This window comes from Alphaproteobacteria bacterium (assembly GCA_040218575.1).
Lineage (GTDB): Bacteria > Pseudomonadota > Alphaproteobacteria > JAVJRE01 > JAVJRE01 > JAVJRE01.
This window is the reverse complement of the sequence record JAVJRE010000006.1, coordinates 123,752-149,911: the sequence shown is the minus strand read 5'-3', so window position 1 is coordinate 149,911 and position 26,160 is coordinate 123,752. Positions and strand designations below refer to the sequence as shown.

The window sequence follows — 26,160 nt, the reverse complement described above, 5'->3', positions numbered from 1 at the left end:
TGTGACGCGCCGAAGCGTCACGGGGTCGGCAACTCAGGACCGTCCGGTCCGGGTCGCAAACCCGAACCTGACACGGCAAGGAAGGCGGGCCTGTGGCGGGTGTGTGACAGGCATGTGTCGCCGCCCTGGCCTGATCCGTGCCGTTGTGGAACGCAAGATTGAGCCTCGGCGCCGCCGGGTCAAGCTTTGAAAGAGTGTGGAGTCCGGCCACTTCCGGGCGTTAACTGTGGGCAGGCCCGGATTTGAAGATAATTTTAGGTAAATGCCGGCGGCGATATTTTTCGCTTTGGCGGCGGGTGTGGCCGGGCGGCAACAGCCGCCGGACTCCAATGGACCGGCAACAGCCGCCGGGGTCCATTGGCCCTATGTCAGCAGCCCCACCGCCTGGCGCACCTCGGCCATGACCGGGGCGGCCAGGGCCCGCGCCCGTTCAGCGCCGTCTTGCAGCAGCCGATCCACTTCCGCCGGATCGGCCAGCAGACGACGCATCTCGCCGGTCACCGGCGCCAGCGTTTCGATGGCCAGATCGCTCAGCCGCTCTTTGAAGTCGGCAAAGCGGGCACCGGCAAACTCGCTCGCCACATCGCCGCGCGTGCGGTCAGCCAGGGCCGCATAGAGGCCCAGCAGATTGGCCGCCTCCGGCCGCGCGCCATAGCCGTCGAGAGTGTCCGGCAGCGGTTGCGGATCGGTTTTCGCCTTGCGGATCTTCAGACGAATCTGGTCCGCATCGTCATTCATATTGATACGCGAATAGTCGGACGGGTCCGACTTGCTCATCTTCTTGGTGCCGTCGCGCAGGCTCATCACCCGTGTCGCCTCGCCGAAGATCAAAGGCTCGGTCAGGGGAAAGACCTCGCGGCCATAATCGCTGTTGAACTTCTGGGCGATATCGCGGGTCAGCTCCAGGTGCTGCTTCTGGTCCTCGCCCACCGGCACATGGGTCGCCTTGTAGACAAGAATGTCGGCGGCCATCAGGGCGGGATAGGCATACAGGCCGATGCTGGCATTCTCCCTGTGCTTGCCCGCCTTCTCCTTGAACTGGGTCATGCGGTTAAGCCAGCCGAGACGGGCGACGCAATTGAAAATCCAGGCCAGCTCCGCATGGGCCGCCACCTGGCTCTGGTTGAAAATGATGTTCGTCTTCGGATCGATGCCGGCGGCGATGAAGGCGGCCGCCACCTCGCGCGTATGGTCGGCCAGGGTCGCCGGGTCCTGGAACACGGTTATGGCGTGCAGATCAACCACGCAATAGAGACACTCATAGTCGTTCTGCAGGCGGGCGAAGTTGCGGATCGCCCCCAGGTAATTACCGAGATGAAGATTGCCGGTGGGCTGGACGCCGGAAAAGATCCGACTCTGCGCCGCTTGCGGGCCGGTGCCCTGCGCCGAAGGCGTGTTCATGGGTTTGGACTCCCCGCGGGTTGCCGCCCCACCCCTTGCGATGACGGGACCGGGCGGGCTCCTCGGCGCCGGGTTGGACCCCGCCGCTGGAGCGCCCGGAGTGATGGCCGTTGCGGCGCCGGCCGTCAAGCACCGGCCGTCATCGCCGGGCCGGCCGCCGGCCCCGTCAGGCGCTTGGTCATCCAGCGGAACCCCACCCACACGCCGCCGCCGCCCATGCGATAGCGGTGGAATGGTCCCGTCGCATAACCGTGGCGGGCATAAAAGCCGACGCTCATCAGCGCCGAATCGAGCCCCACGGTGGGCGCCCCCTCGGCCGCCGCCCGCGCCTCCACCGTCGCCAGCAACAGGCGGCCGACGCCGAGTCCCATGGCTTCCGGCGCCACATACAGACTCTCCAGATAGGCCGCATCGGGCCGCCCCTGATGCATGGCCCGCTTTTCCAGCCAGGCATAACCCACCGGCCGGCCGGCCGCCTCGGCCAGCACCAGAAAACGCCCCGGCATGGCCAGGCGATAGTGGATCTGGGCCAGCCGCCGGTCGGGCCGGTCCAGCGCGGTCCAGGCATCCAGCTGGTGCGGCGCATAGTGCGTATGGCCCTTGCCCATGACCGCATCGAAATGAATGCGGGTCACCGCGTGGGCGTCGGCCGGGGTCAGGCGGCGCAGTACCACGTCCGGTCGGGCGGTGCGGTTCACGGCCTGGGGCTCATGGCGGTGTATCCTCAGTGGCGGGCGTAGCGGGTTTGGCCGGGCGAGCCAGTTGGCGGCGCAATTCCTGCAGGCTTGTGGCCCGGCAGGCAAGGGCCAGCCCGGCGAACAGGCCGCCGCCGAGCCCGACCAGCAGGGCCAGGGCGAGCACCGGCCGCACACCGGCCGGCGCGGCCAGCCACCCGTCCAGCGCCGCCGCCGCCAGCACCAGGCCGACGCTCATGACGGCGCTCGCCACAATCATCCGCACCGTCCGCCGCAGCAGGCGGCCATCGGGCCGCCAGTGACCGCGCCGCATGAGCAGCCCGCCCAGCAGCGCCACGTTGAGCCACGATGCCAGGCTGGTGGCCAGCGCAATGCCCACATGGCCGAGCGGCGCCATCAACGCCAGCGCCAGCAGCAGATTGGCGGCCATCGCCGCCACCGCCACCTTGACCGGTGTGGCCGTGTCCTCGCGAGCGAAGAACCCGGGCGCCAGCGCCTTGACCACCACAAAGGCCGGCAGGCCGGTGGCATAGGCCATCACCGCCAGGGTGGTGGCCCGGCTGTCGGCGGCGGCAAAGGCGCCACGTTCGAACAGCACCGCGATCATCGGGCCCGGTATGGTCAGCAGCGCCGCCGTCGCCGGCAGGGTCAACAACAGCGCCATCTCAATCGCCCGGTTCTGGCTGTCCGCGGCGGCCGCCTGGTCGCCACTGCGCACCTGCCGGCTGAGCAGCGGCAGCAGGGCGATGCCCACTGCCACGCCGACGACCCCCAACGGCAGTTGCACCAGGCGGTCAGCGAAATAGAGCCAGCTTATGGCGCCGGCGCCGATCAGCGAGGCCAGCAGGTGCCCGACCACCAGGTTGATCTGCATGACGCCGGCGCCGATGGCGCCCGGCGCCATCAGCCGCAGCATCCGCCGCACCGCCGGCGTCAGGCGCGGCCGCGGCAAGCGCAGCGCAAAGCCGGCCTGGCGAAGCGAGCGGGCGAGCCACAGAAACTGCAGCACACCGGCCAGCGCCACGCCCCAGGCCAGGGCCTCGGCTCCCGTAGCCGCTGAGTCGGCGAACCCCACCATGGCGGCGATCAGCACCACGTTCAGCAGAACCGGCGCGGCGGCGGCGGCGGCGAACCGGCCAAGCCCGTTCAACACACCCGACGCCAGTGCCGTCAGCGACATGAACACCAGATAAGGGAACGTGATGCGCGACAGGGTGACCGCCCGCTCGAACGTCGCCGGCGCATCCAGAAAACCGGGGGCCAGGCCGCTCACCAGCAGCGGCATGAACAGTTCGGCGACGATCAGCAGCACCAGCAGCGCCGTCAGCAATACCGCCAGTGCGTCTTCGGCAAAGAGCCGCGCGGCGGCGCGGCGCGCCTCGGACGACGCTCCGTCACTGCCGGTCAGTGCCCGCGAGAACAACGGCACGAAGGCCGCGTTGAACGCTCCTTCGGCGAACAGTCGGCGAAACAGGTTGGGCAGGCGGAAGGCCGTAAAGAAGGCGTCGGCGATGGGCCCGGCGCCGAGCACTGCGGCAATCAGAATGTCGCGGACGAAGCCCAGCACCCGGCTGACCATGGTCAGACCGCCGACCGTGGCGATGGCGCGGGCGAGAGCCATGGTCAGGGCCTGTTGCCGGGAAGCAAGACATTGGACGTCCCGTTGGCTGTGAACGCCATAGCTCTATGCGCCTTTGCGCGCCAGCGCCGCCTCGACCGCGCGGGCATTGGCCTCGCCCGGTTCACCGGACTGGCCCTCCACTGCGACGATCAGGCCATGGCGTATGTCATCCAGCCGGGTGCGATGGGTCAGGCGATGACCGAAGGCGTCGCGCACATAGAAGACATCGACGATGCGCTCGCCATAGGTGGCGATGCGTGCGGCGGCGATGCGCAGGCCAAGCTCGTGCATGGCGCGGGCGATATCGCGCAGTACGCCTGGCCGGTCACGGCCGTTGATTTCGATCAGGGTGTGGGTAACGCTGGTTTCGTTGTCGATCAGGACGCGCGGTGGCACGCGGAACACCCGCGTCCGCTCCGGCACGAAACGCCGCTCGCCGCTCGCCCTGTGGCCGCTGGCGCCGTCGCCGCTGGCACCGCGCGCGCGGTCGCCGCCCGCCCGTCCGCCATCAGGCGGGGCCAGCGGCGGCGCGTCCGGCTCCTCCGACAGGGCCTGCAGAACCAGACGGCGCACCTCCGCCAGGCGATGGCCGCTACGTAGCGGGGCCCCTGAGTCCTCCATCACCCACAGGGTGTCCAGCGCCCGCCCGTCCTTGGTGGTAAAGACGCGGGCATCCAGCACATTGGCCCGCGCCCGGTGCATGGCCTCGGCGATGCGGGCAAACAGACCCGGCCGGTCCGCACAAAAGACCGTCACCTCGGTGGCGCCGCGTTCACGGTCAAAGCGCACCTGCACATCGGCTGTCCGGCCGGCCCGGTCGGCGCCACGCATCAGGCGGGCGTGACGGGCGTGCATGGCCGTGTCCACCGTCCGCCAATAGGCGTCCGGCGTCTTCTCCACGTGGGCCGCGAAGGCGCTGTCGGAAAAGTCCGCCAATGCCTGGCGCAGCGCCGCCACCGCCGCCGCGGGCACCGCCTCGCTCCGCCCGCCGCCGCCAACGCCGGCACCGCCGGCGCCGTCGACCGGCGCCTCGCCGGTCAGTGTCTCCATCGCGCCCTGATATAGCTCGCGCAGCAGGCTGGCCTTCCAGCCGTTCCACACCTTGGGGCCGACCGCGCGAATATCCGCTACCGTCAGCACCAGCAGCAGACGGAGCCGTTCGGGCGACTGCACCTCATGGGCGAAATCGCGCACGGTTTCAGCCGCCGTGATGTCGCGATGAAACGCGATGTCGCTCATGACCGCCTGATGGGCCACCAGCCAGGCGACGGTTTCCGTCTCCTCCGCATTGAGTCCCAGACGCGGACACAACCGCCTGGCGATTTCTGCGCCGCGGCGCTCATGGTCGCCGCCCTGTCCCTTGCCCAGGTCGTGCAGGAACATCGCCACATACAGGGCCCGGCGTGAACTGAGGTTATGGATTTCCCGCGCCGATACCGGATGGTCATGGGCCAGCGCGCCGGACTCGATCCCGGCCACCAGAGCCAGCGCCCGGAGCGTGTGCTCATCCACTGTATAGACGTGATACATGTCGAACTGCGGGTGAGCGACGATGCGGCCGAAGTCCGGCACGAAGCGGGCCAGTACGCCGGCCTCGCTCATGCGCCGCAACGGCACGTCCGGCTGGCTGCGGCTGGTCAGCATGTGGAGGAACAGGGCGTTCGCCGTCTTGTCGCGGCGCAGCCGGTTGGTGATCAGGCGCAGCCGCCGCGTCACCAGCCGAAGCGTGCGCGGATGAATGTCCAGCTCGTCTTCATGGGCCAGGTGGAACAGGCGGATCAGATTGACCGGATCCGCCTCAAAAACCGCACCCGACTCCACCGCCAGCCAGCCGTCCGCGAGCCTGAATCCCTCAGGCAGGCCGGTCGTCTCCGCCTTCAGCCGGCGGCGTGAGCCACGTCGCGGCACATACTGCGCCTCCAGCGCGGCGCAGAAGATACGGGTCAGGTCGCCGACCGTTTTGGCGGTGATGTAATAGTGCTTAAGGAAGCGTTCGACGCGGTTGGCGCCCGCATGGCCGCGATAGGCCATGCGTCGCGCCAGATCCGGTTGCAGGTCGAAAGTCAGCCGGTCCTCGGCCCGTCCGGTCAGATAGTGCAGATGACAGCGGATGGTCCAGAACAGGTTCTGGGCGCGGGCGAATTGCTGCGCCTCGCGCGGCTCCAGAATGCCGTGGAACACCAGGTCGCCGGGGCGCTCAATGCGAAAGAGGTATTTGGCGATCCAGTACAATGTCTGCAGATCGCGCATACCGCCCTTGCCGTCTTTCAGGTTGGGCTCCATGACATAGCGGGAGTCGCCGAGGCGCTTGTGGCGCTGGTCCCGTTCGGCCAGCTTGGCGCGGACGAATTCGCGCTCACGGCCGGCCACCACCTCCGCATAGAACCGCCGGCGCAACTCCAGGAACAGGCGACGCGCGCCCCAGATGAACCGCGTCTCCAACACCGCGGTGCGCACGTTCATGTCGCTCACCGCCAGCCGCAGAATGCCGTCAATGGCATGGGTGGTGTAGCCGACCTTCAGGCCCAGGTCCCACAGCATGTAGAGGATGAACTCGATGACCTGCTCGCTGCGCGGCGTCGTCTTGGCCGGCATCAGCACCATCAGGTCAATGTCCGAGCACGGCGCCAGTTCGCCGCGGCCATAGCCGCCGGCGGCGACCAGGCACAATTGTTCGCCCGTGGTCGGGTTGGCCGTGGGATAGGCGTGGTCGCGGGCAAAGTCGCCCAGATAGTGCAACAGTTGGTCCATCAGCCAGCTTGTGGCCGTCACCGTATCGCGGCCGCTGGCCTGGCCGCTTTCGAAGCGGCGGCGGATTTCACCGCGGCCGCTGTCCAGGGCCTGGCGGAACAGGTCCAGCAGCCTGGCCCGCGTCGGCGGCTCCACGCCAGCCCCTTCCTTGAGGTCGGCGGCAATCCCATCGAGCCGGGCGATGAAGGCGTCGCCGTCGAGGATGGCATCCACGTCGTGGATGCCATGCATGGTGCGTCCACTGCCGGCGGCAGACGGCGGCACGGCAGGCGACGCACCGTCAGGCGCGCCGTTCAGATCAACCAGGACAGCGTCGGCCATGCTCCTGCCTGCGGCGGTTGCGGGTCACCCGGCCACCCTGCCGGTGACCGCCCCTCATTGTGCCACAGGTACCCGCAAGCCGTATGACACTTCCTGCATGGCCGCCAACGGGCGGGCCCGCAGTCGCCGACGCCCATCACGCCCCATCCCTCTCGCCCGCGCCGCTCCGGTTCGTGTCGCCCTCCCCTTCCGCCTCACCCGCCGCGCCGCCCGCCGCATCGCCCTCCAGCAGGGACCTGAGGCCATAGAGCGCGTCCAGCGCCTGCCGCGGCGACAGGGCGTCCGGCTTAAGCCCCGCTACCGCCTGGCGCAGGCGGATCGCCGCCGGATCGGCCGGCGGCGCCTGACTGACCGGTGGCGCCGACCGGGCCGCCTGGAACAGAGGCAGGGCACCGGCCAGATGCGCCGCCGCGCCCGTCGCCTCGCCCGCCTCCAGCCTGGCCAGCACCTCCTGCGCCCGCCTCACCGCACTCGCCGGCAGGCCGGCCAGCCGCGCCACGTGAATGCCGTAAGAGCCGGCCGCCACGCCGGGCGCCACCTCATGCAGGAAGACCACCTCGCCCTGCCAGTCGCGCACCCGCATGGTGTGGCACGACAGGCGGTCCAGCCGCTCAGCCAGCGCCGTCAGCTCGTGATAGTGGGTGGCAAACAGGCCACGGCAGCGGTTGGTCTCATGCAAATGCTCCAGACAGGCCCAGGCGATGGCCAGCCCGTCGAAGGTGGCGGTGCCCCGGCCGATCTCGTCCAGAATGACCAGCGCGCGCGCGCCCGCCTGATTGAGGATGGCCGCCGTCTCCACCATCTCCACCATGAAGGTGGAACGGCCGCGGGCCAGATCGTCCGCCGCCCCGACCCGGCTGAACAGCCGGTCCACAATGCCGATCTCCGCCCGTTCCGCCGGCACGAAGCTGCCGCTCTGGGCCATGATGGCGATCAGGGCGTTCTGCCGCAGGAAGGTGCTCTTGCCCGCCATGTTGGGACCGGTCAGCAACCACAGCCGCCCGTCGCGGGCCCCCTCGCCCTGCCCCTCGCCCGCGCCGGACAGGTCGCAGTCATTGGGTTGAAAGCGTTGCGCCGCGACGCCGCCGGCGGCGGCGCCGTCACGGGCCAGCGCCGCTTCCACCACCGGGTGACGGCCGCCGGTAATGCGAAAGCGGGTGTCGTCATAAAGCAGCGGTCGCCGCCAGCCGGCGGCGCGCGCCTGCCAGGCCAGACCCTGCGCCACGTCCAGGGCGGCCAGGGCGGCGGCGGTCTCCAGCAGGGCGACGGCCGCCGCCGCCACATCCCCGGCGAGGCGCTGAAACCACTCCAGCTCCAGGGCCAGGGCGCGGTCGGCGGCTTTGAGGATGCGCTCTTCCAGCCCGGCCAGTTCCACGGTGGTAAAGCGCACCGCGCTGGCCAGGGTCTGGCGATGGCGAAACAGCTTATGGCCGGCGCTGTCCCCGCCGTCCTGTCTGTTTGCCGGCTGCGAGAGATCCCGCCCGCCGTCGCCGCCGGCCGCAAACAGCGGCGCGTCGGTGCCATGCTGGTCAGGCCCGGCGTCACCCGCCTGCAGCGTTGCCGCCACCTGATCGGCCGTGGCCGGCGTCGCCTCCACATAATAGCCAAGCACCGCGTTGTGCCGCACCTTGAGGCTGGCCACGCCGGTCACCTGGCGATAGCGGGCCTCCAGCCGCGCCATCAGCCGGCGGCTCTCGTCGCGCAGCTCGCGCTGGGCGTCCAGCGCCGGGTCGAAGCCGGCCCGGATGAAGCCGCCATCGCGGGCCACGGCCGGCGCCTCCGCGTTCAGCGCCGCCTGCAGCCGGCCGGCCAGGTCGGACAGCGGGTGCAGCCGCCGGGCGTCCACCGCCAGCGCCTCCCGCCCCCTGCCCCGTTCGTCCACGCCGGGTCCGTCCGCGCCCGGTCCATCCGCCGGACCGGCCACTGCCGGCTCCCCGCACTCCGCAGACTCTGCCGGCTCTGCGTCCAGCAAACGGCTGCGTACGCCGGCGGCGGCGGCCAGGCCGTCGCGCACCGCCGCCAGATCGCGCGGACCGCCACGCCCGACACCGAGGCGGGCCAGCGCCCGGGCAATGTCCGGCGCCGCCCGCAGGTCGGCCCGCAGCGCCTCCATAAGACGGCTGTCGCCGGCCAGGGCCGCCACCTGATCAAGCCGCTGCCCGATCTGCCGACGGTCGGTCAAAGGAGCGCTCAACCGCTCGGCCAACAGACGGCCACCGGCCGCCGTGACCGTGCCGTCCATCACCGCCAGCAAGGTGGTCGGTGACCGGGTACTGCTTCCGGTAGTGCTGGTATGTCCGGTCTGAGTCTGGCTCAGTTCCAGGTTACGGCGGCTTTGCGGATCGATCTCCATATGCGCGCCTGGCACCACCCGCTGCGGTGGCAAGAGCTTGGGAATCGCCCCTTTCTGCGTCAGTGCCACATAGTCCAGCAGGGCCCGCAGCGCCGCGGTCTCGGCCCGGCTGAAGGCACCGAAGCCGTCGAGTGTCACTACCTGGTAGTGCTCAGCCAGCCGACGCTGCGCGCCGTGGCTGTCGAAACGGGCCTCGGCCAGAACGGTCAGCCGGTCGCGCGCACCCCCGCCCGCACCCGCGCCCTGCCCATCGCCCAATCCGCCACCAAGCCCCTCAGCCAGCGCGGCGGCAATATCACCACGGCCGGCCAGACGCTCGCCAAGCAGCACCTCGCCCGGGGTCAGCGCCGCCAGCCGCGCCGCCAGACCGGGTGCCGTCACCGGTCCCGCCGCCACCGCACCGGTGGAGATATCGAGCCAGGCCAGCCCCAGCGTCCCGCCGGCCTCCGCCAGTGCCGCCAGATAGTTATGGCGACGGGCATCCAGCAGGCTGTCCTCGGTGAGTGTGCCGGGGGTCACCAGCCGCACGATGTCGCGCGCCACCACCGCCTTGCCGCCCCGCCGCCGGGCGGCGGCCGGGTCCTCCATCTGCTCGGCCACGGCGACACGGAAGCCGGCGGCGATCAACCGCTGCAAATAGACCTCCGCCGCGTGGACCGGGACCCCGCACATGGCCACGTCCTGGCCGTCGTGCTTGCCGCGTTTGGTCAGCGCAATGTCCAGCGCGGCGGCGGCCTGCTCCGCATCCGCGAAGAACAGCTCATAGAAATCGCCCATGCGATAGAACAGCAGGCAGTCCGGCGCCTGCGCCTTGATCGCCAGATACTGCGCCATCATTGGCGTGGCGCCGGCCGCCGCAGCTGGGGCGCTATCGTCCGCCGGGCTCTGTCGCCCTTTCTGTCGGGCCTGTCGGGCCGGCCTTAATGGTCCTGTCATGGGTTGAATCTAGCATGCTGGCGATGGCGTGGCGGTGCCACCCCCTGGTCCCGTTGCCGGCATTGTCGCCGCCCGCGCGGGGGCCGCCCGGGGCGGCAGGGCGAACGACCAGCCCGGCCCACCGTCGCGAGCGCCCGAAACGGCGCTTTCCGCCGGCCTGCCGGCGATGGCACTATGAATCAGCCGGGCGCCGTGCCGCCTGGCCCAGGACGGAGAAGATCATGGCCAGGGGTAAAACCGCCGGCAGCAGCGCCAAAGCCGGCGCCGGGACAGGGCGCCGCCGCAAGCCCGCAGCCGCATCGGCGGCGAAGCCGGCCGCCCCGCAGGCGGCCCCACAGGCGTCTGCGCCCTCCGTCGGCGACGGCGCCGCCGGCCGCGCCGAGGCTCTGGCCTTTCATGTGGCCGGCCGGCCCGGCAAGCTGGAAATCGCCCCCACCAAGCCGCTGACCACCCAACAGGATCTGTCGCTGGCCTATTCGCCGGGTGTCGCCTGGCCCTGCCTCGCCATCCGCGATGATCCGGCCACTGCCTACGACTATACCGCCCGCGGCAACATGGTGGCGGTCATCTCCAACGGTACGGCCGTGCTCGGTCTCGGCAATCTGGGCGCCCTGGCGTCGAAGCCGGTGATGGAAGGCAAGGCGGTGCTGTTCAAGCGTTTCGCCGACGTGGATGCCATTGATCTGGAACTGGCCACGGAAGACGTGGACGAATTCGTCGCCGCGGTGCGCTATCTGGGGCCTACCTTCGCCGGCATCAATCTCGAAGACATCGCCGCCCCGGCCTGCTTTCTCATTGAGGACAAGCTGCGCGAGGTGATGGACATTCCGGTCTTTCATGACGATCAGCACGGCACCGCCATCATCATCGCCGCCGGCCTGATCAACGCCACCGACCTGACCGATCGCAAAATCGGCGACTGCCGCATCGTCGTCAACGGCGCCGGGGCCGCGGCCATCGCTTCCATGAACCTGCTGCACGCCATGGGGGTCAGGCCCGACCACACCATCATGTGCGATTCCGCCGGCGTCATTTACAAGGGCCGCAGCGAGCGGATGAACCGCTGGAAAGAAGCCTTTGCGGTGGACACCAACGCCCGCACCCTGGCCGATGCGCTGGACGGCGCGGACATCTTCATCGGCCTGTCGGTCAAGGATGCGGTCAGTCGCGAGATGGTCGCCCGCATGGCCGAGCGGCCGATCATCTTTGCCCTGGCCAACCCCGATCCGGAAATCCGCCCCGATGATGCCCGCGCCGTGCGCCCGGGCGCCATCGTCGCCACCGGTCGCTCCGATTATCCCAACCAGATCAACAACGTCCTCGGCTTTCCCTACATCTTCCGTGGCGCTCTCGATGTGCGCGCCCGGACCATCAATGACGCCATGAAGATCGCCGCCGCGGAGGCCCTGGCCGCCCTCGCCCGCCAGGACGTGCCCGATGAGGTGGACCGCGCCTACGGCCGTGACGACCTGCGCTATGGCCCCGGCTATCTGGTGCCCACCCCGTTCGATCCGCGGCTGATGACCGCCGTGCCGCCGGCCGTCGCCAGGGCCGCCATGGAGTCCGGCGTCGCCCGCAAACCGCTGGACGATATGACCCTCTATCGCCGTCAGCTGGCCAGCCGTCTCGATCCCACCATCGCCGCCTTCCGCTCGATCTATGAGACCGTGCGCCGGCGGCCGCGTCGCGTCGTCTTCGCCGAGGGCGAGGAAGAGCGCTCGATCCGCGCGGCCATCGCCTTTCGCGAGGCGGGCTACGGTGTGCCCGTCCTGCTGGGGCGGGCCGACCGCGTCGCCGCCGCAATCGCCGACGCCGGGCTGGATCAGGCCGGCGACATCGAGGTGGTCAATGCCCGCCTGTCAGAGCACAACGAATCCTATATCGCCGATCTCTATGCCCGCGGCCAGCGCGATGGCGTCATGCTGCGCGACGCCCGCCGGCTGGTGAACCACGACCGCAACGTGTTCGCCGCCGCCATGGTCCAGGCCGGTCATGCGGACGCCATGGTCACCGGACTGACCCGTGGCTTTCTCGTCTGCTACGACGCGGTGGCGCGGGTTATCGCGCCAAAGCCCGGCCATCGGGCGCTGTCCATGTCGATCCTGGTGGCGCGCGGCCGTACCGTCTTTGTCGCCGACACCAACGTGCATGAATTGCCGTCGGCCGAGGAAATCGCCGACATCGCCATCCAGACCGCCGCCCGGGTCCGCGCCTTCGGCCAGGAGCCCCGCGTGGCATTGCTGTCGGCGGCCAATTTCGGCAATCAGGAGCGGGTCATCACGCGCCGGGTGCGCGACGCGGTGCGCGCGCTGGAGGCGCGCCGGCCCGACTTTGAGTTCGACGGAGAGATGGGCGCCGACATCGCGCTGGACGCCCGCCTGATGCGTGAGCTCTATCCCTTCTGCCGCCTGACTGACGCCGCCAATGTGCTGATCATGCCCGGCGTTCATGCCGCCAATATCGCCACCAAGATGGTGCCCGCCCTGGGCGCGGCCAGTGTCATCGGTCCGGTCCTCGATGGCCTGTCGCGGCCAGTGCAGATCGTCAATATGGGGGCCAGCGTCACCGATCTGGTGAACGGCGCCGCGCTGGCCGCGCACGAAGCGGCGGTAGCCGACATGCCGCCGGCCCCATGAGTCCACCCGCCGCCGCCGACCCGAGCCCCCGTCACCCGACGTCATCAGCGGCAGCGGACCCGGTTTCTTCCGGTCCGGCCACGCCCGGCCCGGCCACGTCCCGCAAAGCGCCACCCGGCGCCGGCGCGCGGCCGGAGCCAGTGGTCGGGCCGGCGGTCAGGACGCCGCTTGCCGCCCTGCGTCTCGCCTGGCGGCTGGGCCTGCCGCCGGCGCTTGCGGTGGCCACTGCTGGCCTGCTGGGCCTGGTCGCCCTGGCCCTGACCGGCGCCCTCCGGCCCGCCCAGCTTGGCCCCGCGGTCCTTGGCCTGGCCATCGCCGCTACGCTCTTCGCCCTGTGGCTCGGCCGCGGTCGGGCCCGCCTGCTGACCTGGCTCGACGCCCTGGCCGCCGTCGCCCGCGCGCCGGCCGACCGCCAGGCCGCTGTCATACCGCCGCCGCCCCCGACCGGCAGCCGGTGGAGCGACCGCCTGGCCCGTCGCATCCACCGTCTGCACCGCGACATGATCGCCGCCGACAGCCGGCGGCCGGGCCTGACCCAGGCCGGCAAGGCGGTGTTCGACGCCCTGCCGGACCCGCTCATCCTGCTCAACGCAGAGCTTGGCGTAGTCGGCGCCAACACCGCGGCGCGCCGTCTGTTCGGTGGCGATTCCTCGGGCCGCCTCGCCGCCTTCCTGCGTAATCCCCAGGTGCTCGACGCGGCCCACGACGCCCTGACCGACCGCATCGCCAGCCAGGTCCGTTTCACCGTGCCGGTGCCGACGGAGCGCATCTTCACCGTCGCGGTTGTGCCGCTGACCAGTGACTCGCCCGACGGCGCCAGCGCCATACTGGCGCTTCACGACACCACCGCGGCCGAACGCATGGACGCCATGCGCGCCGACTTCGTCGCCAATGTCAGTCACGAGCTGCGCACACCGCTGGCCAGCCTCGCCGGGTTCGTCGAGACCCTGCGCGGACCGGCGCGCAACGACGACAAGGCGCGGATGCGCTTTCTGGGATTGATGGCCGACCAGACCAGCCGCATGACCCGTCTGGTGGACGACCTGTTGTCCCTGTCGCGCATCGAGATGCACGAACACTCGCCGCCCACCGGTCGCCTCGACCTTCGGGCCACCGCGCGTCAGGTGGCGGGCGGCCTGGAGATGAAGGCGCGCGGCCGCGACATGGTGATCACCGTCGAGTCTCCCGACGCGCTGCCGCCGACCCTCGGCGACGAGCACGAGATCGCCCAGGTGCTGACCAACCTGGTAGACAATGCGATCAAGTATGGCCGGCCCGGCACGCCGGTGTGTATCCGCCTGGAGGGGCCGCGGCCGGACGACCCGCCGCTTGGCTTCAACCGCCTGCACGTGCAGGATTCGGGCGACGGCATCGCGCCGGAGCAGGTGCCGCGCCTGACCGAACGCTTCTACCGGGTGGACACGGCGCGCTCGCGTTCGCTGGGCGGCACCGGCCTCGGCCTGGCCATCGTCAAGCACATCGCCAACCGCCACCAGGGACGGCTCACCATCGACAGCCGGCCGGGCCAGGGCACCACCGTCACGGTGGCCCTGCCGGTGGCGCCGGCGCTCGGCCGGGCCGCCGGCGCGGCGGCGTCGAACTGAACCTCGTACTGCGGCCCGGACCGCCAGAGCCCCTGCTGCCTGCCCCCCTGACCAGGCCTCAGCGTCCGGTTGCGGCGGCCGCAATCCGGTTTTCTCCGCTACCGGCAAACCGCCCATGGTCGTCTGTTTTCATCGCGATAGCGGAATCCGGCAATTATTTCACATAAGAGTCACGGAGCGGGCTTAGACCGGCCACACCGCCGGACGCCGCAAGCCTCTGGAAGCGATCCGGCGGCACAACCGCCTGCCGACCAACAACAGGGATTCGTCCATGACCCGCCTTCATTCCTTCCGTGCCCTTACCCTCGCCGTGGCCGGCGCCGTGGCCGGCGCCGCACTGGGCGCCACCGCCTTCACCGCCCCGGCACTCGCCCGCGACCAGATCAGCATCGTCGGCTCCTCCACCGTCTTCCCCTATACCCAGGCGGCCGCCGAGGAATTCGCCAACACCACCAGTTTCCCGGCCCCCGTGGTGGAATCCACCGGCACCGGCGGCGGCATGAAAATCTTCTGTGCCGGCATCGGCGAAAAACACCCCGACATCACCGGCGCGTCGCGCGCCATGAAAAGCTCGGAGCATGAGCTCTGCCTGTCCAACGGCGTGACCGACATCTCCGAAGCCCTGATCGGCTTCGACGGCCTGTCCATGGCCGTGTCCCGCTCCGGCCAGGCGCTCGACCTCAGCAAGGCGCAGTTGTGGCTGGCCCTGGCGGCGGAAGTGCCGGTCAATGGCGAGATCGTCGCCAATCCGCACCAGACCTGGCGCGATGTGGACCCCTCCCTGCCCGACATCAAGATTCAGGTGCTCGGCCCGCCGCCCACCAGCGGCACCCGCGACGCCTGGGTTGAGCTGGTGATGGACGAGGGCTGCACCGCCTTCTCCGAAGTGGAGGCGCTGGACAAGGATCGCCACGCCGAAGTCTGCTCGCGCATGCGCCAGGATGGTCTCTTCATCGAAGCCGGAGAGAACGACAATCTGATTGTCCAGCGGCTGGAATCCGATCCCACCGCCTACGGCATCTTCGGCTATTCCTTCCTGTTCGAGAATCTTGATCGCCTGCAGCCGATCAGCGTCGATGGCGTCGCCCCCAGCTTCGACACCATCGCGTCCGGCGACTACGCCATCTCGCGGCCGCTGTTCATCTACATCAAGAACGCCCATCGCGGCGTCATTCCCGGCCTGGAAGCCTTCATCCAGGAGTATATGAGCGAGGCGGCCATGGGTCCCGGCGGCTATCTGACCGAGCGCGGGCTGGTGCCCCTGCCCGACGCCCAGCGGGCGAAAGTGCAGGCAAGCGTGCTCGACGGCATGACGATGGCGGCGCCCTGACCGGCCTGCCTGACGGCGACAGGCCTGCCGGTGGCATACCGAAGGACCCGTCGCTAGAGTGAACGAGGCGAAGCCGCCGGGGTCATCTCCGGCGGCTTCCGTCGCCAGACGTCCGGCCAGCCGGTACAGGGCGGACAACACCGGTGCGGGGCGACAGGAGTGACCATGGTCTCCATCACCTTCCTCCTCATTGTCGGTATAGCCGCTCTCGGCTTCCTCTGGGCCTGGACCGGCGCCCGCAAGCAGGAAACGAACGCCCGTGGCGCGCTGGCGGCGCGGCCGGGTTATCACGGCGCCTATGTGGCGCTGTGGACTGGCCTGCCATCGGCTCTTCTGGTGTTGAGCTGGATCGCCCTGCAGGGGTCGGTCATCGACCGCCTGATCCTGTCCACCATTGACGCGATAAACGTCGCCACGCTGAGCGCCGGCGAACGCAATCTGGTACTGAGCCAGATTCGCTCCATCGCCGCCGGCAATCTCTTCGGCCAGCCGGAGCCCTGGCTGCTGGCCGCCGGCGAGCGCTATGGCCGCTGGCAGACTCTGGCCGGCCAGGCGCTGCTGGCGACCGGTTTCGCCGCCGCCCTCGGCCTGCTGGTCTTCGCCCGCACCCGCTTGTCGCCGCGTTTCCGCGCCCGCCACGCGGTGGAGCACGTCATCAGCGGCCTGATACTGGCCAGCGCCGCCGCCGCCATCCTGACCACCGGTGGCATCCTTTTGTCCCTGGTGTTCGAGTCCTGGGCCTTCTTCCGTCTGGTGCCTCTGGGCGAGTTTCTGTTCGGCCTCAACTGGGAGCCACAAATCGCCATCCGCGCCGACCAGGTGGCCGGCGAGGGCGCCTTCGGCGCAGCGCCGGTGTTCGCCGGGACACTGCTCATTGCGGTCATCGCCATGGCGGTGGCCGCGCCCATTGGCCTGATGAGCGCCATCTATCTGGTGGAATATGCCAACCCGCACGTGCGCGCCGTGGTCAAGCCGGTGCTCGAGCTACTCGCCGGCATCCCCACCGTGGTCTACGGCTTCTTCGCCATCCTCGTCGTCGCCCCCTTCATGCGCGAGATCGGCGGCGCCGTCGGCCTCGACGTGTCGCCCAACAGCGCGCTGGCCGCCGGTGCCGTCATGGGCATCATGATCCTGCCTTTCATCTCGTCCATTTCCGACGATGCCCTGGCCGCCGTGCCGCAGTCCATGCGTGACGGCTCGCTCGCCATGGGCGCCACCAAGGCCGAGACCATTACCCGGGTTCTGTTGCCGGCCGCCCTGCCGGGTATCGTCGGCGGCCTGTTGCTGGCGGTCAGCCGGGCCATCGGTGAGACCATGATCGTCGTCATGGCCGCCGGCCTTATCGCCAATCTGACGGCCAATCCCCTGGAAGGCGTGACCACCGTCACGGTGCAGATCGTCACCCTGCTGATCGGCGATACTTCCTTCGACAATCCCAAGACCCTGGCCGCTTTCGCCCTGGGTCTGGTGCTCTTCGTTGCAACCCTGTCGCTCAATGTCCTGGCCCTCAGGATCGTGCGCAAGTATCGGGAAAAATATGAGTGATCTGACGCGCCAGGGCCTGAACCCACTCACGGAGTCCGAGCCGATTGACTGGTCGGGACGTCAGGCGGTGCGCAACCGCCGGCGTCGGCGCCGTGCCGACGTGCGTCTGCGTGTCTATGGCGTCGCCGCCATCGCCATCGCCTTCGGCGTACTGGCGATCCTGCTCGTCTCGCTCATGAGCACGGCCCTGCCGGCCTTCACCCAGACCCATATACAGGTGCCGGTGGACCTCACGGGCGAGGAATACGCCATCGATGCGGACGACCCCGGCCGCGCCAACTACCGCGCTATGGTGCGCAACGGCCTGATGGACCTGTTTCCTGACGTTACCGGGCGGACAGACCAGCGCGCGCTGTTCGACATGATCAGCGCCGGCGCCCACTTCGAAGTACGTCAGCGGGTGCTGGACGATCTGTCGCTGATTGGCCGCACGGTCACCATGGCGCTGCCGGCCTCCGACCCGCTGGACCAGTTGCACAAGGGCCTGGTGGAAACCGGCCTGCCGGAATCGGAGCGGCGGGTGAATGACCAGCAGATCGCCCTGCATGACAGCCTGGTGGATCGCGGCCTTATCTCGCGGCCCTTCAACTGGCGCCTGTTCTTCGCCGCCGACAGCCGCTTTCCGGAGCTGGCCGGCCTGCGCGGCGCCATTGTCGGCTCGTTCTGGGCCCTGCTCATCTGCTTTCTCCTGTCTTTCCCCATCGGCGTCGCCGCCGCGGTCTATCTGGAGGAGTTCGCGCCGAAGAACCGGTTCACCGACCTGATTGAAGTCAATATTTCCAATCTTGCGGCGGTGCCGTCGGTGGTGTTCGGCCTGCTCGGTCTCGCCGTGTTCCTCAACCTGTTCGGCCTGCCCCGTTCGGCCCCTCTGGTCGGCGGCATGGTGCTGGCGCTGATGACCCTGCCCACCATGATCATCGTCACCCGTGCCGCGCTGAAGGCGGTGCCGCCCTCGATCCGCGAGGCGGCCCTGGGGGTCGGCGCGTCGAAACACCAGGTGGTTCTGCATCATGTGCTGCCGCTGGCCCGCCCCGGCATCCTGACCGGTACCATCATCGGCCTGGCCCAGGCCCTGGGCGAGACGGCGCCGCTGCTGCTGATCGGCATGAACGCCTTCATTACCGCCGATCCCGGCGGCCTGCTTGATCCGGCGACGGCTCTGCCGACGCAGATCTTCATCTGGGCCGATTCGCCGGAGCGGGGGTTTGTCGCCCGCACCAGCGCCGCCATCATGGTGCTGATCGGTTTTCTGGTGGTGATGAACCTCATCGCCGTAATCCTGCGCCAGCGCTACCAGCGGAAATGGTAGAACTGCACCAAAGGGAGAATCCCGTCATGACCGCCGATCTGGTCGCCGTTGCCGTTGACAGCCCCACCGACATCAGCAGGTCCCGCATGCCGCCCCAGCCCGCGCCCCAGTCGATCAAGATCGAAGCCGACCGGGTCAATGTCCACTATGGCGACAAGCAGGCGCTGTTCGACGTCAGCCTGCGAATCAACCGCAACCAGGTGATGGCGCTGATCGGGCCGTCCGGCTGTGGCAAGTCTACCTTTCTGCGTTGCCTCAACCGGATGAACGACACCATCGACATTGCCCGCGTCAGCGGCTCAATCACCCTGGACGGCATCGACGTCTATGACCCGGCCCTGGATGTGGTGCAGTTGCGGGCGCGAATCGGCATGGTTTTTCAGAAGCCCAACCCCTTCCCCAAGTCGATTTATGAGAACGTCGCCTATGGACCGCGTATCCACGGCCTGACCCGCAACAAGACGGAGCTCGATGGCCGGGTAGAGGACTCCCTACGCAAGGCCGGCCTGTGGGAAGAAGTGCGCGATCGCCTGGGCGAGCCCGGCACCAGCCTGTCCGGCGGCCAGCAGCAGCGCCTGTGCATCGCCCGCGCCATCGCCGTCAATCCGGAAGTCATCCTCATGGACGAGCCGTGTTCCGCCCTCGATCCCATCGCCACTGCGCGCATCGAGGAGCTGATGGACGAGCTGCGGCAGAACTACACCATCGTCATCGTCACCCATTCCATGCAGCAGGCCGCCCGCGTCTCGCAGCGCACCGCCTTCTTCCATCTGGGCATCCTGGTGGAGGAAGGCGATACGGAACACATCTTCACCAACCCTTCCGACGAACGGACCCAGGACTACATCACCGGACGCTTCGGCTAGGAGCCGCCCGGACGGCCGACCCCGCCGATTCCACAGGAGCATGTCATGGCCTCGCCTGACCATATCGTTCACAGCTACGACAATGAGCTGACCCGGCTCAAGGACACCATCACCCGCATGGGCGGCCTGGTGGAGCAGCAGATCGAAAGCGCCGTCCAGGCGCTGGTGCTGCGCGATTCCTCGCTTGCCGACTCCGTCGTCTTCAACGACGAGAAAGTGGACGCCATGGAACACGAGGCGCAGCACGACGTGGTGCGCCTGCTGGCCCTGCGGCAGCCCATGGCCCGCGATCTGCGCGAGATCATCGTCTCCCTCAAAGTGTCGTCGGACCTGGAGCGGATCGGCGACTATGCCTCGAACATGGCCAAGCGCGTTATCGCCATCAGCCAGATGCCGGCGGCCGCGCCGGCCCGCGGCATCCCGCGCATGGCGCGCATGGTGCAGGCCATGATCAAGGACGTGCTGGATGCCTATGTGGGCCGCTCGGCGGACTCCGCTCTCGGCGTGTGGAACGCCGACCGCGAGGTGGACGACGCCTACAACGCCCTGTTCCGCGAGCTCCTCACCTACATGATGGAGGATCCGCGCAACATCACTCCCTGCACCCACCTTCTGTTCATGGCCAAGAACATAGAGCGCATGGGCGACCACGCCACCAACATCGCGGAGAACGTCTATTTTCTGGTGATCGGCGAGCCGCTCCTGGCGCAGCGGCCGAAGGGACGCGAGGATCTGCCGGCGGGTCCGGCCGGGCCCGCCGGCGGACCGCCGCCGGAAGACGCGCCGGACGCCTGACCGTCCCATGGCCGTCGCCAGCAGCCGCCTGACGCCGCGCATCCTCATCGTCGAGGATGAAGTCTCCCTGGTGGAGCTGCTGCGCTACAACCTGGAGAAGGACGGCTTCGCCGTGGACGCCGCCTATGACGGCGAGGAGGCCCTGCTCAGGATCGCCGAGCGGACGCCCGATCTGGTGATCCTCGACTGGATGCTGCCGCACGTCTCGGGTATCGAAATCTGTCGCCAGATCCGCCGCGGACGGACCACCCGCCGCCTGCCGGTGATCATGCTGACGGCGCGCGGCGAGGAGGATGACCGCATCCGCGGACTGGAATCCGGCGCCGACGATTTCGTCGTCAAGCCGTTCAGCCCCAGCGAGCTGGTGGCCCGGGTGCGCGCCGTGCTGCGCCGCACCCGGCCCGCCGCCACCGACGAACAGTTGGAAAGCGGACCCGTCGTCCTCGACTTCGCCGGCCACCGGGTGCGGCGCGACAGCCGCGCCATCCATCTGGGACCGACCGAGTTCCGCCTGCTGCGCCGCCTCATGGAATCGCCCGGCCGGGTCTTCTCGCGCGAAAGCCTGCTGAGCTCCGTATGGGGCCACGACACGGAAGTGGACACCCGCACCGTGGACGCCCACATCCGCCGCCTGCGCCGCGCCCTCAACGGGCCGGGCGAGGCGGACCTGATCCGCACCGTGCGGTCGGCCGGCTACGCCTTCGAGCCGGGCGGTGCTGCCTCTGATGTGCCAGACGACGCGGCCGCCGGACCCGCCGACAAGACAGGCGCCGGCTGATCGCGCAGGCTTGAACGGCTCGCTCGCCCGGCCTGATCCATCATACGCCGGCATACAGTGCCACCGGACGCCAGGAGCCGCCCATGCCCGCCCGTACGCCCGACCCGACCCGACCCGCCGCCATGCGGCCTGCCCTGACCCAGGAGGTCATAGACCTCTATGACCGCTACACTCACGCGCCCCTGGACCGCCGCGACTTTCTCCGCCGCCTCGCCATGATCGCCGGCAGTGTCGCCGCCGCCCAGGCGCTTCTGCCGCTGCTGGAAAACAACTACGCCCGCGCCGCCACCGTGGCCGAAGACGACCCGCGCCTGGCAACCGAAACCGTGACCATCGCCACGGCGCACGGCGATCTGTCGCTGTATGTGGTGCGGCCGGCCGGCGCCGGCGCGCTACCGGCGGTGGTGGTGGTCCATGAAAACCGTGGCCTCAACCCGCACACCCGCGATATCGCCCGGCGTCTGGCGCTTGAGTCCTATATCGCCATCGCGCCGGACTTCCTGTCGCTTGGCGGCGGCGCCACACCGGCCGACGAGGACCGGGCCCGCGCCATGATCGGCGCCCTCGATGCCGGCCAGGTGCGTGACGCCGCCGTCGCCGCACTGGCCTATGGCCGCGGCGGCCGCCCCGACACCACCGGCCGCACCGCCATCACCGGCTTCTGCTGGGGCGGCCGCGTCGCCAATGATGCCGCCGTCGCCGACGCGGCGCTGGATGCCGCGGTGCCGTTTTACGGCAGCCAGCCGCCGGCCGCCGCCGCCAGCCAGGTGCGCGCCCGCCTGCTGCTGCACTATGCCGGCGAAGATCAGCGCATCAATGCCGGCATCCGGGACTGGACCGAGGCCCTTGCCGCCGCCGGCGTAGCTTACGAAATGCATATGTATGAGGACGCCCAGCACGCCTTCATGAACGACACCAACGCCGCCCGCTACAACGCCGACGCGGCGGCCCTGGCCTGGCAGCGGACGATTGCCTTTCTCGACTCAGCCCTGAAAGGCTAGGCCGGCGGCCCGTGCGCCGCCGTGCCTGACTCCGGACTCTACTCCGCCAGCGCCCTGTCCACCGCCACCGTCTCCTGGCCCAGCGCCGCCGCCACCGCCGGGTGACACACATGGCCGCGCGCCACGTTGAGGCCGGCGGCCAGGCCCGCATCCTCGGCCAGCGCCCGGCGCGCGCCTTTCGTCGCCAGCGCCATGACATAGGGCAGCGTCACCCCGGTCAGCGCCAGAGTGGAAGTGCGCGCCACCGCTCCCGGCATGTTGGTGACGCAATAGTGCAGCACCCCTTCGGCCTCATAGACCGGGTCGTCATGGCTGGTCGGCCGGCTGGTCTCGAAACAGCCGCCCTGATCAATGGCCACGTCCACCACCACGCTGCCCGGCCGCATCCGGGCCAGGGTCTCGCGCCGCACCAGCTTCGGCGCTTGCGCCCCCACCACCAGCACCGCGCCGATCACCGCATCGGCCTGCGGCACCAGCCGCTCGATGGCGTCTCGGGTGCTCATGGCGGTATTGAGGGCCGAGCCGAAAATCTGTTCCAGCTCCACCAGGCGCGGTCGCGAGCGGTCCAGCACCGTCACATGGGCGCCGAGCCCCATGGCCATGCGGATGGCGTTCTGGCCGACGCTGCCGCCGCCGATCACCAGGAACTCCGCCGCCTCCACCCCCGGCACGCCGCCCGGCAGGACGCCGCTGCCGCCCTGCGGCTTCTGCAGGAACCAGGCCGCCGCCTGGGCACTCATGCGGCCGGCCACCTCGCTCATGGGCGCCAGCAGGGGCAGCCGGCCGGCCGCGTCGGTCACCGTCTCATAGGCGATGGCCACCGTGCCGGCGTTGAGCAGGGCTTCCGCGGTATCCCGCGCCGCCGCCAGATGCAGATAGGTGAACACCATCTGGTCGGCCGACAGATACGCGAACTCCGCCGCCTGCGGCTCTTTCACCTTGACCACCAGATCGGCGTTCCACGCCGCCTCCGCCGAGGCCACCAGCTCGGCCCCCGCCGCCTCATAGTCGGCGTCGGCGAAACCGGCGCCGGTGCCCGCGTCGTGCTGCACCCTGACCGTATGACCGGCCCGGCACAGTTCCGCCGCACCGCCCGGCGTCAGGGCCACGCGATGCTCCTGCACCTTGATCTCTTTCGGCACACCGACCAGCATGACAGTCTCCACGGTTCACCACCGGCCCCGCCGGCTACTCTCAGGCGACTATGCCCCCTCTCGTGCATCTGTTGAAAGCTGCCCTTTGCCTTTTCGTCCTGCTGGTCGTCGCCGCGCCGCGTCCGGCCACGGCGCAGAGTGATCCGCTCTTCGGCCAGACCTGCCGGCACGGCATCGCCATGCACGGCGACCTCAAATATCCGCCGGACTTCGACCATCTCGACTATGTGAACGTGGATGCGCCCAGGGGCGGCACGCTCCGGCTCGGCGCCACCGGCAGCTTCGACAGCCTCAACCCCTTCATCCTCAAGGGCGAAAAGGCGGCCGGCCTCAACCAGGTGTTTGAGACTCTGATGGCCCGCACCTGGGACGAGGCGTTTTCGCTCTACGGTCTGGTGGCGGAGTGCGCCGCCATGCCGGACGACCGCTCGTGGATCGCCTTCCGCCTGAACCCGGCCGCCCGCTTCGCCGACGGCAGCCCGATCACCGCCGACGACATTCTCTTCTCGTGGCAGACCCTCAGGGAGTTCGGCCGGCCAAACGCCAAGGCCACCTACGCCCGCGTCGCCTCGCTGGAGGTGGTGGACCCGCTGACCGTGCGCTTCGTCATGGGGCCGCAGGCCGATGGCGAACTGCCGCTGGTCATTGCCGGCTTCCTGCCGGTGCTGTCGAAGGCCTGGTACACCACCCACGCCTTCGACGAGACCAGCCTGACTCCGCCGCTCGGCAGCGGCCCCTACACAATCAGCGCGGTGGAGGCCGGGCGGCGCATGGTCTATGCGCGCAATCCCGACTGGTGGGGGCGTGACCTGCCGGTCAACCGCGGCCACTACAATTTCGACACCATCGTCTATGACTATTTCCGCGACGGTCAGGTGATGTTCGAGGCCTTCAAGGCCGGCGAGCTGGATTTCCGCGGCGAGGGCGACGCCACCCGCTGGGCCACCGCCTATGACTTTCCCGCCGTCGCCGACGGCCAGGTGGTCATGGAATCCCTGGCGCACGGCGCGCCGGCCGGCCTGCTGGGTTTCGTCATGAACACCCGCCGGCCGCCGCTGGACGACATTGCGCTGCGCCGGGCGCTGGTGCTGGCCTTCGATTTTGAGTGGACCAACCAGGCGTTGTTCCATGGCGCCTTCGCGCGCACCAACGGCATGTTCACCAACTCCGAACTGGCCTATAGCGGCCTGCCGTCCGGCGACGAGCTGGCCTTGCTGGAGCCCTTCCGCGACCGGCTGCCGCCGGCGCTGTTCACCACGCCCTTCGTCCTGCCGGCCACCGATGGCAGCGGCGATAACCGGGCCAACCTGCGGACCGCCAGCGCCCTGCTGGAGGACGCCGGCTATACCATCACCGATGGCGCGCTTGTCTCGCCGGCCGGCAAACCCGTCGCCTTCGAGATTCTGCTGGTCAATCCCAACGACGAGGGCCTGGCCCTCAACTGGATCGATTCCCTGCGCCGGCTCGGCATCACCGCCATCGCCCGCACCGTGGACAGTGCCCAGTATCAGTTGCGGCGCACCGACTATGACTATGACATCACTCTGCACCGCTGGGGCGTCAGCCTGTCACCGGGGAATGAGCAGATGCTCTACTGGCACTCGTCCGGGGTGACGACGCCCGGCACCCGCAACTATGCGGGCGTCGATGATCCGGTGGTGGACGCCCTGGCCCAGCGTCTGAGCGAGGCCGTGACCCGGGCCGAGCTGGTGGCCGCCGCCCGCGCCCTCGACCGGGTGCTGGCCTGGGGCAGCTATGTGGTGCCGCTGCACTATGCGCCGGACCAGCGGGTTGCCTGGTGGCGCCGTCTGGCCCATCCCGATGTGATTCCCACCTACGGCAATGTGATGGAAACCTGGTGGGCCCGACCATGACAGACCGCGACGCGCTTGACCGGGCCGCCCGCAACCTGCTGGCCGACTGCATCGGCCTGGCCGCCGGCCAGTCGCTGCTGATCGTCGGCGAGAACGGGCCGGGCCGCTGGTACGATCCCGCCGTGGCCGACCATCTGGCGGCCAGCGCGCGGGCCATGGGCGCCGGTGCGACCATCATCATGACCGCCATCACCGGCTCCGCCGCCGACTTTCCGGCTGATGTGACGGCGGCCATGCAAAGTGCCGACCACACGCTCTTCCTGTCGCGCCTGGGCGACCAGATCCGCTTCTGCCCGCTGCCCGGGCCCGGCAGCAAGACCGTCGCCTACACCATGACCCTGGACTATCTGGCCGGCTTCGGGCGCATCCCCCATGGCCTGATGGACGCGGTGCACGACCGGCTGGTGGCCCGCCTGGCGACCGCCCGCCATGTGCGCATCACCTGTCCCGACGGCAGCGATCTGGCCGGCGACCTGCCGGCCAGTGAGTCACCGGCCGCACCACAAGCCGGGCCGGATGCGCCGGCCCGCCTGACGCCCTTCACCGTCGCCAATTTCCCGGTCAGCATCTTTCCGCCCCTGTCGGCCGCCGGCATGTCGGGCACCATGGCGCTCAGCCGCTGGCTCACCTCCTCCTCGACCATCGCCTATGACGGCAGCCAGTATCTGCTGGAGCCGCCGCTGGCCGCCCGCATCGAGCAGGGCCGCATCGCCGGCTTCGATGGCCCGGCCGCGGTCTGCGCCCGCCTCACCGCTCATTTCGAGCGGGTCGGCGCAATCGTCGGCGGTGATCCGTGGCGGGTGGATTCCTGGCACACCGGCATCAACCCGTCGATCTTCGCGACGGAACCGCCGCTGGATGACCTGGAGCGCTGGGGCACCGTCGCCTTCGGTTCGCCGCGCTTCACCCACTTTCATCTGTGCGGCAGCGATCCCGGCCACATCGCCTCCATGCTGATCGACGCCACCATCACCATTGACGACCAGGTGCTGTGGCGCGATGGCCGCTTCACCTTCCTGGATACGCCCGACATCCAGGTGCTCAAGGACCAGTGGCATCGGCGCTTGCCGGACTTCGCACGCGACGGCGACCTCTTCGCCGAACGCCGCGACATAGGGGTGTGAACGGGGTGGCGTTGTAGTTGCGACAGGTGTGCAGGCGCGGCGTCGCGGGGAAGCGAAGGAAGAACA

At 69.3% G+C, this 26,160-nt stretch carries 17 protein-coding genes; 11 read left to right on the top strand and 6 right to left on the bottom strand.

Annotated elements, in window-relative coordinates:
* Positions 1–363 precede the first annotated feature (363 nt).
* From trpS to RIE31_08360, 5 genes are all read right to left on the bottom strand, one after another.
* Entirely contained in the window at positions 364–1,401 is a 1,038-nt protein-coding gene (gene trpS / locus RIE31_08380) for a tryptophan--tRNA ligase (GenBank protein MEQ8640604.1), read from the bottom strand.
* A gap of 125 nt (positions 1,402–1,526) precedes the next feature.
* Positions 1,527–2,099 (bottom strand): GNAT family N-acetyltransferase, encoded by a 573-nt coding sequence (locus RIE31_08375; protein ID MEQ8640603.1) that lies wholly within the window; start codon positions 2,097–2,099, stop codon positions 1,527–1,529.
* A gap of 10 nt (positions 2,100–2,109) precedes the next feature.
* A complete protein-coding gene (murJ, locus tag RIE31_08370) occupies positions 2,110–3,717 on the bottom strand; it encodes a murein biosynthesis integral membrane protein MurJ (protein ID MEQ8640602.1) in 1,608 nt (535 codons plus the stop codon).
* A 63-nt stretch (positions 3,718–3,780) separates the two neighbouring features.
* A complete protein-coding gene (locus tag RIE31_08365; GenBank protein ID MEQ8640601.1) occupies positions 3,781–6,789 on the bottom strand; it encodes a [protein-PII] uridylyltransferase in 3,009 nt (1,002 codons plus the stop codon).
* A 136-nt stretch (positions 6,790–6,925) separates the two neighbouring features.
* The gene (locus RIE31_08360) at positions 6,926–9,979 is read right to left on the bottom strand and encodes a DNA mismatch repair protein MutS (GenBank protein ID MEQ8640600.1); all 3,054 of its coding nucleotides are present in this window, start codon (positions 9,977–9,979) and stop codon (positions 6,926–6,928) included.
* Positions 9,980–10,299: 320 nt separating this feature from the next.
* On the opposite strand from RIE31_08360, the gene RIE31_08355 reads away from it, so the two are divergent.
* The 9 genes from RIE31_08355 to RIE31_08315 all read left to right on the top strand — a co-directional run bounded on the left by RIE31_08355 (position 10,300) and on the right by RIE31_08315 (position 21,942).
* Positions 10,300–12,714 carry an NADP-dependent malic enzyme gene (locus RIE31_08355; GenBank protein MEQ8640599.1) on the top strand — a complete coding sequence of 805 codons (2,415 nt, stop codon included), beginning with the start codon at positions 10,300–10,302 and terminating at the stop codon, positions 12,712–12,714.
* The gene (locus RIE31_08350; protein ID MEQ8640598.1) at positions 12,711–14,318 is read left to right on the top strand and encodes an ATP-binding protein; all 1,608 of its coding nucleotides are present in this window, start codon (positions 12,711–12,713) and stop codon (positions 14,316–14,318) included. Before RIE31_08355 ends, RIE31_08350 begins: the two co-directional genes overlap by 4 nt.
* A 271-nt stretch (positions 14,319–14,589) precedes the next feature.
* Positions 14,590–15,648, top strand: coding sequence for a substrate-binding domain-containing protein (locus RIE31_08345; GenBank protein ID MEQ8640597.1), 1,059 nt, complete (start codon positions 14,590–14,592; stop codon positions 15,646–15,648).
* A gap of 165 nt (positions 15,649–15,813) precedes the next feature.
* Positions 15,814–17,193 (top strand): phosphate ABC transporter permease subunit PstC, encoded by a 1,380-nt coding sequence (gene pstC / locus RIE31_08340; protein MEQ8640596.1) that lies wholly within the window; start codon positions 15,814–15,816, stop codon positions 17,191–17,193.
* The gene (gene pstA / locus RIE31_08335) at positions 17,186–18,502 is read left to right on the top strand and encodes a phosphate ABC transporter permease PstA (protein MEQ8640595.1); all 1,317 of its coding nucleotides are present in this window, start codon (positions 17,186–17,188) and stop codon (positions 18,500–18,502) included. The genes pstC and pstA overlap by 8 nt, the downstream gene beginning before the upstream one ends.
* Before the next feature lie 86 nt (positions 18,503–18,588).
* Positions 18,589–19,368 (top strand): phosphate ABC transporter ATP-binding protein PstB, encoded by a 780-nt coding sequence (gene pstB / locus RIE31_08330; protein ID MEQ8640594.1) that lies wholly within the window; start codon positions 18,589–18,591, stop codon positions 19,366–19,368.
* A gap of 45 nt (positions 19,369–19,413) precedes the next feature.
* Positions 19,414–20,163, top strand: coding sequence for a phosphate signaling complex protein PhoU (phoU, locus tag RIE31_08325; protein MEQ8640593.1), 750 nt, complete (start codon positions 19,414–19,416; stop codon positions 20,161–20,163).
* 7 nt (positions 20,164–20,170) lie between these two features.
* Positions 20,171–20,941 (top strand): phosphate regulon transcriptional regulator PhoB, encoded by a 771-nt coding sequence (gene phoB / locus RIE31_08320; protein MEQ8640592.1) that lies wholly within the window; start codon positions 20,171–20,173, stop codon positions 20,939–20,941.
* An 83-nt stretch (positions 20,942–21,024) separates the two neighbouring features.
* Positions 21,025–21,942 (top strand): dienelactone hydrolase family protein, encoded by a 918-nt coding sequence (locus RIE31_08315; protein ID MEQ8640591.1) that lies wholly within the window; start codon positions 21,025–21,027, stop codon positions 21,940–21,942.
* 38 nt (positions 21,943–21,980) lie between these two features.
* On the opposite strand, the gene ald is transcribed toward RIE31_08315, so the two are convergent.
* Positions 21,981–23,096, bottom strand: coding sequence for an alanine dehydrogenase (ald, locus tag RIE31_08310; GenBank protein MEQ8640590.1), 1,116 nt, complete (start codon positions 23,094–23,096; stop codon positions 21,981–21,983).
* Positions 23,097–23,146: 50 nt separating this feature from the next.
* Between ald and RIE31_08305 the strand changes: the two genes are divergently transcribed.
* Together RIE31_08305 and RIE31_08300 are read left to right on the top strand one after the other, a co-directional pair.
* Positions 23,147–24,970: an extracellular solute-binding protein gene (locus RIE31_08305; protein MEQ8640589.1), complete on the top strand. Its 1,824-nt coding sequence runs from the start codon at positions 23,147–23,149 to the stop codon at positions 24,968–24,970.
* A complete protein-coding gene (locus tag RIE31_08300; protein ID MEQ8640588.1) occupies positions 24,967–26,094 on the top strand; it encodes a hypothetical protein in 1,128 nt (375 codons plus the stop codon). Before RIE31_08305 ends, RIE31_08300 begins: the two co-directional genes overlap by 4 nt.
* Positions 26,095–26,160: the final 66 nt, after the last annotated feature.